Origin of the sequence: Streptomyces winkii, from assembly GCF_032248595.1 — a bacterium.
Classification (GTDB): Bacteria; Actinomycetota; Actinomycetes; order Streptomycetales; family Streptomycetaceae; genus Streptomyces; species Streptomyces winkii.
This window is the reverse complement of sequence record NZ_JASTTH010000005.1, coordinates 244293-258202: the sequence shown is the minus strand read 5'-3', so window position 1 is coordinate 258202 and position 13910 is coordinate 244293. Positions and strand designations below refer to the sequence as shown.

Genomic DNA, 13910 nt, shown 5'->3' with positions numbered 1-13910 from the left:
CCAGAGGGGACCTCAACTGAACGCGTCCTGGCCGATCGTGCTGACGGACGGTGCGACCACCCTCCGTCCCATAAAGCTGCGCGACCAGCGTGCCTGGCGCGAAGTCAACCAGCGCAACCGCGAGTGGCTGCGCCCGTGGGAGGCCACCATCCCGCCGGCCCCGCCCGGGATCACGCCGCCGAGCCGCCCCTCGTACCGGCAGATGGTCAGGCATCTGCGCGCCGAGGCCCACGCCGGCCGGATGCTGCCGTTCGTCGTGGAGCATCAGGACCGTCTGGCGGGCCAGTTGACGGTCGCGGGCATCACGTGGGGCTCGATGTGCTCGGGCCACATCGGGTACTGGATCGACCGGGCGGTCGCCGGCCGCGGTGTGATGCCGACGGCTGTCGCGCTCGCAACGGACCACTGTTTCCGTACGGTCGGACTGCACCGCATCGAGATCTGCATCCGTCCCGAGAACACGCCGAGCCGGCGCGTGGTGGAGAAACTCGGCTTCCGTGAAGAGGGGTTGAGGCCGCGGTATCTGCATATCGACGGTGCGTGGCGCGACCATCTCGTTTTCGCCCTGACCGCCGAAGAAGTGCCGGAAGGGCTGCTCACACGCTGGCACCGCACCGCTCCCGGCGCCTCCCGTAAATAAAATAGACGTTCGATATTGGGATGTCCCCGTTGAACGGGCCGTCCCCGCCCCGGAATTGGGCGCTGACGGGGATTCGGCGTCAACGCCGGTGAAAAACATGGAGAGATCGGCCGGATCATGCGACACACCGCCGTATTTGGCAGATGGCTGCGGCTGAACCCCTCTACCGTGTGAGGGTGAACAGCAGTGGCCTCATTTACGCAGTCATCGTCGGGGCCTGGGCTGCCTACTTGGTGCCGATGTGGCTCCGCAGGCAGGACGAGCTGAACGAATCCCGTCCGACGGAACGCTTCAGCACCGCCATCCGTCTGCTGTCCGGCAAGGCGGCGATGGAACGGCGCTACGCGAAGGAGGCGGAGCGCCGCGACGGTGAAGACCCGGACGAGCAAGGCGATTCACCGGCTTCCGACATCGGCCGCCCCGCCGACCGCGACGCGCACGGCGGCGTCCCGGAGAGCGCGGCCGCCGTCGAAGGAGCCGACGAGTCGGTCGACGTACGGGCGTTCGCCGATCCCAAGACCATTGTGGGCGGGGACGGTACGGGCGACGCCACCGAGGTGTTCGGCACATCCGCCGCGGACCCCGCCGACGGCGGGACGGGCTCCGGCACCGGCTCGGCCGAACGCGACAAGGCCGAGCGCGACAGAGCGGAGCGCGACAAGGTCCGGCAGAAGAGCAAGCGGGCCAAGGTGCTCGCGCGCCGCCGCCGCACCACGATGGTGCTCTTCCTCGCCTTCACCGCGGGCACGATCGTCGCCGCCGTGGGCGGGCTCGGATTCCTGTGGGCTCCGGCCGCGCCCGGGCTGCTGCTGAGCGCGTACATCGTGCACCTGCGGGTGCAGGAACGCCGCCGCTTCGCCGCCACCATGGACAAGCGCCGCACGGAGGGCGCAGCGGAGGAGCGGCACGCACCGCAGGCGCACGACGCTGCCGACGTCGCAGCAGCGGGCGGCGCGGAGACGGAGGCACACCACGGCGCCTCCGGGCCCGCCGCCGGGCACGCCGCGGCTCCGGAGTCCGCCGCCCCCGCGCACAGGGAGCAGCCCGGCGCGGCCGACCGGCGCGCACTCGTCGAGCAGACCGATCACGCGGAGTGGGTCGACCAGCAGCGGCACGGCGACCGCGAGCCCGCCGAGGGCTGGGACCCGGTGCCGGTGCCGCTGCCGACGTACGTCAGCGCTCCGGTCGCTCCGCGCAGCACACGGGGCGTCGACCTGGAGGCCCCCGGCACCTGGAGCTCGGCCCGCTCCAGCAGCGCGAGCGGCGAGCCGGCTGAGCCCCCGGCCGGTTCGGGCTCGGGCTCGGCCTCGGAGTCCGGCTCTGGCTCGGGTTCCGGTTCCGGCCGAGGCTCCGGCAAGGAGCAGGGCGAGGAGCCCTCCGCCGGGGCCCGTCGCGGGCGGGGCCGGCGCCGGACGCCGCTCTTCGACCAGTACGAGGACGACGACCGCCCCCGCGCCGCCAACGAGTGACCCGGACCGGGCAGGCCCGGCGGCCTCCACACACACCGCCGAGCCCGCCCCGCACCGCGATGACCAGCACCGGAACCGATTACCGCCCGGCCCGGCGGGGATGCTAAGGTTTCACCCGTTGCAAGGGCCTGTGGCGCAGTCCGGTAGCGCATCTCGTTCGCAACGAGAGGGTCAGGGGTTCAAATCCCCTCAGGTCCACCGCAGGTCAAAGCCCCCGTCGGAGAAGTCCAGCGGGGGCTTTGTCGTGCCGTACAGCAGCGAAGGGTCTCCTTTGCCCGCTGTCTTCTCCCCTGCGTCTCGGGGGAGTTCTGTTACGGGGCGGCGGGTTCGTTTACGCTGTCGCTCGCTCGGACGGTGAGCGGTCCCCACCGGGGGCCCGGGGCGGGGAAAGACTCGTGACCGATTCCTGGACCACCGCTGTGTCGGGCAGTTGACGATGCGTTGTGGGTGGTGGACCCGACAAGGGGGAGAGTCGGCATGTCTCAACCGGGCTCTGGCCGGCCAGAGGCCCCGCCGGTGAGTGGGGGACACGAGGCGGGGTGGCCGACGACTCCGCCGGCACATCGGGCACTTGGGACCGGTGATCCTTCCGAGGTGGGTCCGTACCGGCTGGAGGGAGTGCTGGGCGCGGGCGGGATGGGCCGCGTCTATCTGGGACGTACGCCGGCCGGAAGCGCGGTGGCGGTCAAGGTCGTGCACCGCGAGTACGCGGGAGATGTGTCCTTCCGCAAGCGGTTCGAGCAGGAGGTGGCCGCGGCCCGGCGGGTCCAGGGCCTGTACACGGTGCCGGTGGTCGACGCGGATCTGCGGGCCGACGAGCCGTGGCTGGCCACGGCCTACGTTCCCGGGCCGTCGTTGCAGCACGCGGTCGCCGAGGCCGGGCCGTTGCCGGTCGATGCGGCGGTGCGGCTCGTCGCCACGGTGGCCGAGGCCTTGCAGTCCATCCACGCGGCCGACGTGATCCACCGCGACCTCAAGCCGTCCAACATCATCCTCACCGGCGACGGGCCCAAGGTCATCGACTTCGGCATCGCCCGTGCCGCGGACGTCACGTCGGTGACCGGCACCGGGATGCGTACGGGAACGCCCGCCTACATGGCGCCGGAGTACATCACGGGGCAGGACGTCACCGAAGCCGGCGACGTGTTCGCCCTCGGAGTCATCGCCCACTTCGCCGCCACGGGACGGCTCGCCTTCGGCGGCGGCAGCGCGCACAGCGTGACCTACCGGATCCTGGAGCAGGAGCCCGACCTCGACGGCTGCCCCGAGCCCCTTCGGGCCGTCGCCGCCCGCTGCCTGGTGAAGGACCCGCAGCAGCGGCCCACGCCCGCCGAGGTCATCGAGCAGTGCCGCCCGGCCGCCGCTCCGGGCATCGCCGACGCCGACACACGCACCGCGCCGGCGGCGCCGGCCGCGGCACCGGCGGCACCCGCCGCGCCTGCCGGGCCCGGCTTGCACGACGCCGCGACCTCTCCGGCAGGGTCTCCGGCAGGATCGCCTCCCGCGCTGCCGACCATGCGCGACCCCGTGCGGGTTGCCGCCCCCGGACCTCCCGCGACCTCCCCGGACCCGGATACGGGACCCGCTTCGCGGCTGCCCGTGCTGCTCGGCGGAGCCGGGACCGTGGTCGTCATCGTCGTCGCGGTCCTGCTCGCCGCCTACCTCCCGTCCTCGACCGACCGCGGCCCCGGCATTCCGTATCCCTCGTTCAAGCCCACCGATTCGCTCACCGCCACGGGGTCGTCGGGCTCGTTCACGGACGTGGCGTTCAGCCCGGACGGCAAGCTGCTGGCCGGCAGTGACCTCGACGGCAGCGTGCAGCTGTGGGATGCCGGAAGCCGCAAGCCGAGCGCCACTCTCAGCCCCGACGGATCCCCGACAGACGTGTCGACCGTCGCCAGCCTCGCGTTCAGCCCCGACGGGAAGCTCCTCGCCACAGGGGGCGACGACAAGGTGGAACTGTGGGACGTGGCCGAGCGCCGGCGGATTCGCTCCCTCCACGAATCCGGTCTGGTCAACAGCGTGGCGTTCAGTCCGGACGGCAAGACGCTCGCCTCCGGCAACGAGCTCGGCGACGTGACGCTGTGGGACACCGGCAGCAAGAAGGACAAGGAACTCGCCGTCCTCGACGGCGAGACGGACGTCGTCAACGCGGTGGCCTTCAGCGCGGACGGCAAGACGCTCGCCACCGCGGGCAGCAACTCCCAAGGCAACCCGGACGGCACGGCGGTCCTCTGGGACCTGCACAGCCGCAAGGCGCGCGCCACGCTCCGCCCCGGCGGATCTCTCTCGACCGTGGCGTTCAGTCCGGACGGCAAGACACTCGCCACCACCGGCATCGCGGAAGAGGTGAGGCTGTGGAACGTGGCAAGCGGCCACCAGAAAGCCTCACTTGACGACTCCTACGCCGGATCGTCGGGCTACGACATGTCGTTCAGTCCGGACGGCAAGACACTCGCCACCCCCGCCTACAACGGAGTGTGGCTGTGGAACGTGGCCGGCCGCGAACCACGTGCCCGCCTGTCGAGCAAGACGGACACGAAGAAGACGAACGGCGCGGAAGAAGTGGCCTTCAGCCCGAACGGCCGGCTCATCGCGGCCACCGGCCACGAGCGCCCCGTGCAGGTGTGGGAGAACCCTTAGGACCTGTGCTTCCAGCTGGCGGGGGCCGCCCGTAGCGGCGACGGCCCCGACCGGCTTCCCGGGTTCTCAACTCGCCGACGTGCGGCGGGCGATGCGGATTCCGCAGTGCTGCAACCAGTCGCGGCTGCCGTCGTGTCATCGCCAGCGGATGTGACCTTGTGACCGAAGGAAGCAACGCATGACCCGCATACGGAAACGCTCGGGCGCCCCGACCGAGCGGCGTCCGCGTACCCGCAAGGAGCGAGTCCTCCGTGCCGCGGCGCTGCCGGCAGCCGCCCTGCTGCTGATGGCCGGCGGTCTGACCGCCTGGTCGCCCGACTCGCAGGAGGCGCGGCCGGCCGCGGAAAAGCCGCCGCAAAAGGAGGACTTCAACGGCGACGGCTACGCGGACCTGGTGGCCGGTGCACCGGGGGGCACCGTCGCCGGCAAGGAGGACGCCGGCTACGTGGCGGTGACGTACGGCTCGGCCAAGGGGCTCGACCCCTCCCACAAGAAGGTGGTGAGCCGTTCGACGAGCGGCGTGCCCGGACCGGCCGCCGCCAAGCAGGAGTTCGGCACCTCGTTCAGCAAGGGGGACCTGGACGGCGACGGCTACGGCGACCTCGTCGTCGGCTCCACGGACGACGGCTCGGCGGACAGCGTCATCCTGTGGGGCTCGTCCAAGGGCCTCTCGGGCGGCACGGCGATCCCCTCGTACGGGGTGACGCCGCAGATCGGCTACTTCGACGGCGACAGCAAGGCCGACCTGGCCCTGCTCGGGTACCCCGACCCCGATCTCATCGGGGACCCACCGGCGGCGCAGCCCGCGGCCCTGTGGAAGGGACCCGTCTCGCGCAAGGGCACTCCCGCCAAGCGACTCGACTTCCTGGACGAGTCCGAGTGGGACGGAGGCATCCTCGACTTCCTGGACGAGTCCAAGGCGGGCGAAGAAGACACCGACGGGCCCAAGTCGATCAGCGGGCCGTCCATGACCCGCGCCGTCGGCGACGTCAACGGCGACAACCGGCAGGACATCGCGCTCTGGCTCTACTACGGCGACGGCGTATACGACAACGACGTTCTGCTCGGCGGTGATTCGGGCTTCACGCTGACCAAGGGGCCCTGGGGTGACGACTCGAGCGATATGGACCTGGGCGACGTGGACGGCGACGGCTACGACGACCTCGTGATGAACACGGGCGACGACATGGAGGACGAGATCACGGTCGCCTTCGGCACACGGAACGGCCTCTCCGGCAGCCGCCGTCAGACCGTCGATCAGAGCCTCGACGGGTTCCCGACCCGGCATGAGGAAGGCGACATGGGCGGCTCGTGCGTCTCGGTCGCGGACGTCACCGGCGACGGCCGGGCGGAGGTCGCGCTCGGCATCAGCGGGAAGGACGTCGACGATGCGCCCTCGGGTGCGCTCGTCCTGCTCCACGGCTCCAAGTCGGGCGTCACCGGCACCGGCAGCCAGGCGGTGGACCAGAGCGTGTCCGGAGTCGCCGAGAAGGGCCAGGAGTTCGGGACATCCTGCGCCCTCCTCGACGTCGACGGCGACGGGCACCGCGATCTCAACGTCTCCGCGACCGAGGAGGACGTGGCCACCGGCGCCGTGTGGTCGCTGCACGGCACCGGCAGGGGTCTGACGACGAAGGGCGCGACGGCCTTCGGGCCGGACGACCTCGGCGCCCCCGCCAGGAAGGCGTTCTTCGGCACCCTGGTGCGCTGAACCGGGGCCTCGCCGGACGGGACTCGAACACGTCAACAGGCAGCCGGGCGGGCGGACTTCGCTCCGGTTCGGCCGCGGCGCCCTGCCGCGGCGTGCCGCCGGCCGCGTCCGACCGGTGAGTCCCGTCCCGCGGGGGCCCGTGCGCAAGCTATTGACGTGAGGGAAGGCGCGGCATAACGTCCCGCCTAATCGTTTAGCAAACCCCGCCCGGCGTACGTACGACGAAGATCCTAATCGTTTAGGAGAGGAGGTCCCGTGGCCGCCAAGAAGCCCACGTTGCGGGATGTCAGCCAGGCCACAGGGCTGTCCATCTACACCGTCTCGCGCGCGCTGAGCGATCGCGACGGGGTGTCCCGCAGCAGCAGGGAACTGGTGCTGAAGGCCGCGCGGGAGCTGGGGTATGTGCCGAACCGGGCGGCGCAGGAGTTGCGCCGGAACACGCGCAGTTCGGTCGGCGTGATCACCGCGAGCACGTCCAACCACTACTACCTGGATCTGATGGACGGGATCCAGCGCACCCTGCGGTCGTCCCATCGGACCGCGATCGTCGCCGACGTCGCCGCCGAGGGCGTCTACACCCGGGAGGTCGAGGAGACGCTGGTGCGCGACCTGATCCAGTCGCGGACCGCGGGTGTCATCGCGACGCTCACGCTGAGCAAGAAGAGCCTCCGGCTGTTCGAGGACTGGGACATCCCCGTCGTGTTCGTCGACTCGCTGCCGCCGGAGGGCGCGGACACGGTGCCGAGCCTGAGCACGGACAACTTCGGGGCCAGCATGAAGGTCGGGGCTCACCTGGCCGAACACGGTTACGGCGACTGGCTGTTCGTGGCCTATCCCGCGCTCTGGTCGTCGCGCGCGGAGCGCGAGCGCGGGCTGCGTGAAGCGGCGTCCGCCCACGGCGCCAGGCTGGAGGTGCTGGAGTGCGAGAACGACGCCGCTTCGGCCTTCACCGCGCTGAGCCGCTGTCTGGACGAGCCGGGGCGCTCACTGCCCCGCGTCGTCATCGCGGGCAACAACCCGCTGTTGCACGCGAGTCTGCAAGTCCTCCGGGCACGGGACGTGACGGTGCCGGAGGACGTCGCAGTCGTCGCCTTCGACGAGTTCGCCTGGGCGCCGCTGCTCGACCCTCCGCTGACCGTCCTCAACGAGGACAGCGAATCCATCGGCGTACGCGCCGCCCAGATCCTCACTCGCATCATCGACGAGCAGGTGAAGGCGGAGGCGCTGGGCGACCAGCCCACGCCCGTCTATCTGCCGGCCGACCGCCAGGTCATGACGGCCGACCTCATCATCCGGAAGTCCTGCGGCTGCTGAGCACGCCGTGACCCCGTAGCCCGCGAATGTCCCCGCCTCGCCCGATGCACGGCTGCTGGACATGCCGTCCGCCGAGGCCGATTCGATCACGACCGTCGCAGCCCTGAGCAATGTGCGGGGGCGAGCACATCCGAAGGAGTCGCATGCCATGAAGTCGATCACCAGCAGGGGGCTGGCCCTTGCCACCGCAGCCCTCGCCACCGTGAGCCTGGCCGCTTGCACGTCGGGCGACAGCGAGGCGTCGGAGAAGCCCGAGAAGATCGAGAAGATCGGTCTGATGGTCCAGGACATGTCGAATCCGTTCTTCTCCGCCATGGACAAGGGCGCCAAGCGGGCGGCGTCCAAGATCGGTGCCAGCAACAGCACCCAGGACGCCCAGCTCGACCTCGACAACCAGAACAAGCAGATAGAAACGTTCATTCAGCAGGGCGTGGACCTGATCGTCATCAGCGCCGTCGACGGCAAGGGCATCCAGCCGGCGATCGAACGCGCACAGCGCAGCGGCATCATCGTCGTCGCGGTGGACACCCCCGCGAAGGGAGCCGACGCCGTCGTCATGACGGACGCCGTGCAGGCCGGCGAGAAGTCGTGCGAGTACCTCTTCGAGCAACTCGGCGGCAAGGGCAGCATCTTGATCGTCGACGGCACGCCCATCCAGACGATCCGCGACCGCATCACCGGATGCGAGCGTGCCATGAAGAAGCACCCGGGCATCAAGGTCGCCGGGCACCAGTCCTCCAAGAACGACCGGTCCTCGGGTCTCGCCGTGACCACGGACATGCTCACCGCCGCACCGAAGGTTCAGGGCATCTTCGGCATGAACGATCCCTCCGCCCTGGGCGCCGTCCAGGCCGTCACACAGGCGAACAAGACCGACCAGGTGCAGGTCACGGGCGTGGACGGGAGCCCGGAAGGCGTGGACGAGCTGAAGCGCAAGGGGTCGCCCTTCGTCGGCACCGCCACCCAGAACCCCGGTGAGATGGTCCGGCGTGCAGTGCAGGTCGCCCAGGGCATCGTCGACGGCAAGCCGCCGAAGCAGAAGACGATCCTCATCCCGAGCAAGCTCGTGACCCGGGACAACGTCGAGCAGTACAAGGGCTGGTGAGCCTCACGGCTCCCGCGCAGCAGGCATCGCGGCAGGGGTTCCGGCAGCCGCCGGAACCCGGCCCGCCTGACCGCTGGAAGGCACACTCATGATCACTTCTGCTTCCCCGCCGCTGCTCCGGCTGGAAGGCGTGGCGAAGAGCTTCGGCCCCACTCAGGCCCTCGGCGGGGTGGACTTCGACCTCCACGGCGGCGAAGTGCACGCGCTGATGGGCGAGAACGGCGCGGGCAAGTCCACCCTGATGAAGATCCTCGCGGGCAACGTGCACCGGGACACCGGACGGATCCTGCTGGACGGCCGGGAGATCGACATCCGCTCGCCCGGCGACGCCGTCGCGCACGGCATCGCGATCATCCATCAGGAGCTCAACACCGTCCCCACCATGAGCGTGGCGGAGAACCTGGAGCTCGGACGCGAACCGATCACCAGGTTCGGTGCGCTCGACCGGCGGGCGATGCTCGACTCGGCCCGGGCGAAGCTGGCCCGCATCGGCGCCGACGTCGATCCGCGCCGCGAGCTGGGCGAACTGAGCGTCGGCATGCGGCAGATGGTCGAGATCGCCCGTGCGGTGAGCGAGAACGCCCGGATCCTGGTGCTCGACGAGCCGACCGCCGCGCTGTCGCACGCCGAGGCGCTGCGCCTGTACGACCTCATCGGCGAGATGCGGGACGCGGGCACCGGCCTGGTCTACATCAGCCACCGCATGGAGGAGGTCTGGCGGCTCGCCGACCGGATCACCGTCTTCCGCGACGGGATGCTGGTCGGTACGAGGGAGAAGAGCCGGGTCGGCCCGCCGGACGTCGTACGGATGATGGTCGGCCGCCCCCTGGACGACCTCTACCACCACCAGGCACGCAGTCCGGGCGAGACCGTGCTCGACGTCCGCGGGTTGCGGGGAGCCGACGGGACGGGACCGGTCAGCTTCCAGGTGCGAGCCGGTGAAGTCGTGTGCCTGGCAGGGCTGGTGGGCGCCGGCCGTACGGAGGTCGCCCGGCTGATCTTCGGCGCGGACAGGCGCACCGGCGGAACGGTCACCGTCCGCGGCCGGCGGGCCACCGCCGACAGCCCCGGCCGGGCGATGGCGGCCGGAATCGCCATGGTCCCCGAGGACCGCAAGGACCAGGCGCTCTTCCTCGACCACTCGGTGCACGACAACATCGCCGTCAGTTCGCTCGGAGGGCACGTCAGCGCCGGTGTGCTCAAGCGCGACCGGATCCGGGGTGCCGTCGAGGCGCAGATGGCCCGGCTGCGGCTGCGCTCCAGCGCGCTGCGCCTGCCGGCGAGGGCTCTGTCCGGCGGCAATCAGCAGAAGGCCGTTCTCGCCCGCTGGCTCATGCGCGAGTGCGAGGTGCTGATCCTCGACGAGCCCACCCGCGGCGTCGACATCGGCGCCAAGAGCGAGATCTACGAGGTGGTCGACGAACTTGCCGCCGCCGGCAAGGCGATCCTCGTCATCTCCTCCGACCTGCCCGAGGCGATCGGCATCAGCGACCGCATCCTCGTCATGCGTGCCGGGCGCCTCGTACACGAACTCCCCTCTCGCCGCGCCACGGAGGAAGACGTGATGTTCCACGCCACCGGAACCGCCGCGCACGCACATGGAGACGACCGATGACGGACCAGACCCTCGGCCAGCGGGACGACCGCACACCGGCCGGCGACGCCGCCCCGAAGAGCGAGCAGGCGGCCGACGCGGGCTTCGACTTCGCCTACTGGTGGGACCGCGTGGGCATCCTCGTCGTCCTCGTCGTTCTCACCGCCTTGATGGCGGCCATCGCGCCGAACTTCGCGACCGCCGACAACCTTCTCAACGTCGCCCGCTCGATCTCCATCAACGCGATCCTGGCCGCGGGCATCACCTTCGTGATCCTCACCGCCGGCATCGATCTCTCCGTCGGTTCGACGGTGGCCGTCGCCGGAGTCGTCGCGGTGCTCGCGGCGACCTCCGGGGCGCCCTCGCCCGTCGCCGTCGTCGTGGGGGTACTGGTCGGCGCCGTCGCGGGACTGATCAACGGCCTGCTGACGGCGTACCTCTCCCTGGCGGCGTTCATCGTCACGCTCGGGGCGATGACGTATCTGCGGGGCCTGGGCTACACCATGACCGGGGGCCAGCCGATCGTCTCCAACACGCTGAACTTCCGGGACGTCGGCAACGGTTACATGGCGGGGATACCCGTGCCCGTCGTCATCATGGGAGTCGTCTATCTCGTCGCCTGGTTCGTCCTCGAGCGAACGCGCTACGGCAAGCACATCTACGCCGTCGGCGGCAACGCCGAAGCGGCTCGCCTCGCCGGAATCGACGTGCGCCGCGTCATCACCTCGGTCTACGCCATCGCCGGTGCCTGCGCCGGACTCGCCGGCGTCATCTTCGCCGCCCGCGTGGTCTCGGCCCAGCCCACGGCCGGCACCGGTTACGAGCTGGACGCCATCGCGGCGGCGGTCCTGGGCGGCACCAGTCTCATGGGCGGACGCGGACGGATCCTCGGCACGCTGATCGGGTCCGTCATCCTCGGCGTGCTGAGCACCGGGCTGATCCTCATGGACGTCCCGTTCTTCACCCAGCTCCTGGTCAAGGGCGTCGTCATCATCCTCGCCGTCGCCATCGACAGCCTGAAGAGGCGCCCCGTACGGCTGCGGCGCCGGCGCATCCCTGCCGCGGCCACCGCGCACGACCGGCCCGAGAGCTGACCCGGCCCTGTCTCCTGTCCCCCTCCCACGCAACGAGAGGAGCGACAGTGGCCCTGCCCACCGTCGTCATCACCGACCCCCTGCCCGGTCGCCGGGTCGCCGAGCCCGTGCGGTTCACCGTCGACGCCGCGCTGGACGGCGACCTGTGGATCGCCCGCACCGACGCGGGAGAGCACGTGCACTGCCAGCGGCTGGCCCATGGTGCCGCGCGGGGGCGCACGACCTTCGCCGCCGTCGTCTCCTTCGAGGAGCGGGCCGAACTCACCCTGATCGGACCGGCGTCCGGCACCGTCGAGGGCATCCGCAGGCGCGAGCCCCGCGAGGCCGACGCGTTCGTCCGCCTGGACACCGGCTACTTCGACCTGGAGATGTGCACCGGGACGGCCCGGGGAACCGGCGACTCGAAATGGGGACTCCGCCACTTCAGCGCCACGGCGGAAGGCGTGGACCTCCTCCCGTCCGGCAACAACGCCATCGGAGGCTTCTATGGTCCGTTCTTCACCCCGGAGAACGGGCTCGTCAACCCGCCGGAACACACGACCGTCGACATCGAGGCCGTCGAAGAGGGGCCGGTCCTGCACCACTACCGGATGCACGGCACCGTCCCCGACGGACTCCTCGAAGAGCTGCGCGGGAAGCGCTTCTCCGTCGACTGGATCTTCACCCACGGCACGCCGTACTTCACCCGCACCTACCGCGTCGACGACTTCCAGACCGTGATCAACGGGCGCTCCGTCACCGACAAGATCACGGTGGGCGACGAGTTCGAAAGCGGCGTCGGCGACATCGTCTTCACCCGCTTCGAGGCCTACGACGGGACGCGGTACCGCGCCGGCGACCCGTACGCCCAAGAGCTCAAGTCCACCGTCTCCAGCCTGCTGGAGTCCGAGACAGATCGCAGCGAGAAGTTCCGGACCTTCAAGGCGCTGCTCACCGACGGTCTCGACTCGGCCCACTGGGACCTGTACTGGCGGCTGTTGAGCACGTGGGAGGGGGCGCTGCCGGACATCGACCTCGCGGAGCACCTTCGCCGCGTGATGAAGTCGTCGCACATACGGGCCGACCTCGGCGACCGCCCGTGGATCTTCGCGCGCGGGGGCGTCGAGGTCTCCGCGGTGCCGGACGAGACGATCTTCGCCGGAGCCTCGGACAAGACCGTCGAGTACCACCCCGGTCGCGGACAGGCGATGATCTGGCAGACCTCGCGGCCTTCCGGTGCCTTCCAGATCGTCCAGCGGCGGCAGTCGGGCTGGGTCAACTGGGGAACCAACGGGGAGAACGAGTGCCCCGAACTCCCCGTCGGCGCCCGCATCAAGACCGCTTACGGGCCGTTCATCGACGAGTGGACGGCGGTGGCGGACGGGTTGGAGAGCCCGCCACGGGTGACGGTGGAGCGGGGGTGAGAGCCCCTGCCGGGCGGCGGGGTTCTCAGTCCGCCTCCGGTGCGGCACTTGAGAAGTCATACGTCGCCCAGTCGCTGACCGGGACGTAGCCGATGCGCCGGTAGACGGCGTTGCTGGTGGGGTTGGCGGGGTCCGCGAAGAGCACGACGTCCGTCGCGCCCGCGGCCAGCGCGGCCCTGCTCACCTCGGCCGTCACGGCGCCGGCGTAGCCGCGGCCCCGGAGGCGGGCCGGGGTGTAGACGGGGTCCACCCGGACCATGCCGCCGGTCATCGACGTCGAGCCCGCCATGGAGACGGGCGTGCCGTCCGGGGTCTCCCAGAAGGTGAAGTGCTTGTCGGCGAAGCGCGAGGCGCCCCACGACGCGGCGTCCACGGCGGGGACTTCGCCGACGGACTCGGTGAACTCCCCGCACCAGCTCACGAGTTGTTCATGCTGCTGCTCGCCGGCGCGGCGGCCCCGGCCCTCCGGGAGCGGGTCCGGCGGGGTGAGCGTGCCCAGACGGTACAGACGGATCCGCTTGCCGAATTCCGGAGTCGCGCCCGTGTGCCGCTGCCATGCCCCGGCGAATGCGGTGGCGGTGCCGTGGTCCGCGCTGACGTAGGGAAGGGAGTGCCCGAGGGCGGCCAGCCGGGCGGCGAGGGCGTCGGCCTCCTCGGCGGAGAGCGGGGTGATGCTCAGGCCGCGGGACGGCATGCGGTGGAAGACGGCGCGGATCTGGCCCCCCGACTCCAGCCGTCCGAGGAGGGTGGCTTCGGCCCCGTATGGCTCCGCCCCGCGCGTGCGGAGCTTCGCGGCCACCGTCAGGTGCACGGTGTGCGGGGCGGGCCGTGAGCGCAGGAAGTCTCCGGCCCGGAGAAGGAAGTCGTCGGCGTCTTCGGTGACATGCCAGGCGTCCGGTCGCATGCCTCATGGTTTCGCGGGGCGCGGGCGTGCGCA

At 70.7% G+C, this 13910-nt stretch carries 10 protein-coding genes and 1 tRNA gene; 10 read left to right on the top strand and 1 reads right to left on the bottom strand.

Annotated elements, in window-relative coordinates; genetic code table 11:
* Positions 1-16: 16 nt before the first annotated feature.
* The 10 genes from QQM67_RS16850 to QQM67_RS16805 all read left to right on the top strand — a co-directional run bounded on the left by QQM67_RS16850 (position 17) and on the right by QQM67_RS16805 (position 12973).
* Positions 17-640 carry a GNAT family N-acetyltransferase gene (locus QQM67_RS16850; protein ID WP_314175117.1) on the top strand — a complete coding sequence of 208 codons (624 nt, stop codon included), beginning with the start codon at positions 17-19 and terminating at the stop codon, positions 638-640.
* A 176-nt stretch (positions 641-816) separates the two neighbouring features.
* A complete protein-coding gene (gene sepX, locus QQM67_RS16845; protein WP_314174705.1) occupies positions 817-2109 on the top strand; it encodes a divisome protein SepX/GlpR in 1293 nt (430 codons plus the stop codon).
* 124 nt (positions 2110-2233) lie between these two features.
* Positions 2234-2307, top strand: a tRNA-Ala gene (locus QQM67_RS16840).
* A 279-nt stretch (positions 2308-2586) separates the two neighbouring features.
* The gene (locus QQM67_RS16835) at positions 2587-4752 is read left to right on the top strand and encodes a WD40 repeat domain-containing serine/threonine protein kinase (RefSeq protein WP_399066939.1); all 2166 of its coding nucleotides are present in this window, start codon (positions 2587-2589) and stop codon (positions 4750-4752) included.
* Positions 4753-4930: 178 nt separating this feature from the next.
* Positions 4931-6463, top strand: a complete 1533-nt coding sequence (locus QQM67_RS16830; protein WP_314174703.1) for an FG-GAP repeat protein — start codon at positions 4931-4933, stop codon at positions 6461-6463.
* Between the two features lie 255 nt (positions 6464-6718).
* Positions 6719-7777, top strand: a complete 1059-nt coding sequence (locus QQM67_RS16825) for a LacI family DNA-binding transcriptional regulator (RefSeq protein WP_314174702.1) — start codon at positions 6719-6721, stop codon at positions 7775-7777.
* Between the two features lie 148 nt (positions 7778-7925).
* Positions 7926-8882, top strand: a complete 957-nt coding sequence (locus QQM67_RS16820) for an ABC transporter substrate-binding protein (protein ID WP_314174701.1) — start codon at positions 7926-7928, stop codon at positions 8880-8882.
* 88 nt (positions 8883-8970) lie between these two features.
* Positions 8971-10497, top strand: a complete 1527-nt coding sequence (locus QQM67_RS16815; protein ID WP_314174700.1) for a sugar ABC transporter ATP-binding protein — start codon at positions 8971-8973, stop codon at positions 10495-10497.
* Positions 10494-11570 carry an ABC transporter permease subunit gene (locus tag QQM67_RS16810; protein WP_314174699.1) on the top strand — a complete coding sequence of 359 codons (1077 nt, stop codon included), beginning with the start codon at positions 10494-10496 and terminating at the stop codon, positions 11568-11570. The genes QQM67_RS16815 and QQM67_RS16810 overlap by 4 nt, the downstream gene beginning before the upstream one ends.
* A gap of 47 nt (positions 11571-11617) precedes the next feature.
* Positions 11618-12973, top strand: a complete 1356-nt coding sequence (locus QQM67_RS16805; RefSeq protein ID WP_314174698.1) for a hypothetical protein — start codon at positions 11618-11620, stop codon at positions 12971-12973.
* Between the two features lie 25 nt (positions 12974-12998).
* Here QQM67_RS16805 and QQM67_RS16800 read toward each other — a convergent pair whose 3' ends face one another.
* Positions 12999-13877, bottom strand: a complete 879-nt coding sequence (locus tag QQM67_RS16800; RefSeq protein ID WP_314174697.1) for a GNAT family N-acetyltransferase — start codon at positions 13875-13877, stop codon at positions 12999-13001.
* Positions 13878-13910: the final 33 nt, after the last annotated feature.

Excerpts from the sequence above, each read along its gene's own strand:
- QQM67_RS16820 (WP_314174701.1), top strand. The coding sequence starts at position 7,926 with ATGAAGTCGATCACCAGCAGGGGGCTGGCCCTTGCCACCGCAGCCCTC.
- QQM67_RS16815 (WP_314174700.1), top strand. The coding sequence starts at position 8,971 with ATGATCACTTCTGCTTCCCCGCCGCTGCTCCGGCTGGAAGGCGTGGCG.
- QQM67_RS16810 (WP_314174699.1), top strand. The coding sequence starts at position 10,494 with ATGACGGACCAGACCCTCGGCCAGCGGGACGACCGCACACCGGCCGGC.
- QQM67_RS16830 (WP_314174703.1), top strand. The coding sequence starts at position 4,931 with ATGACCCGCATACGGAAACGCTCGGGCGCCCCGACCGAGCGGCGTCCG.
- QQM67_RS16800 (WP_314174697.1), bottom strand. The coding sequence starts at position 13,877 with ATGCGACCGGACGCCTGGCATGTCACCGAAGACGCCGACGACTTCCTT.
- QQM67_RS16835 (WP_399066939.1), top strand. The coding sequence starts at position 2,587 with ATGTCTCAACCGGGCTCTGGCCGGCCAGAGGCCCCGCCGGTGAGTGGG.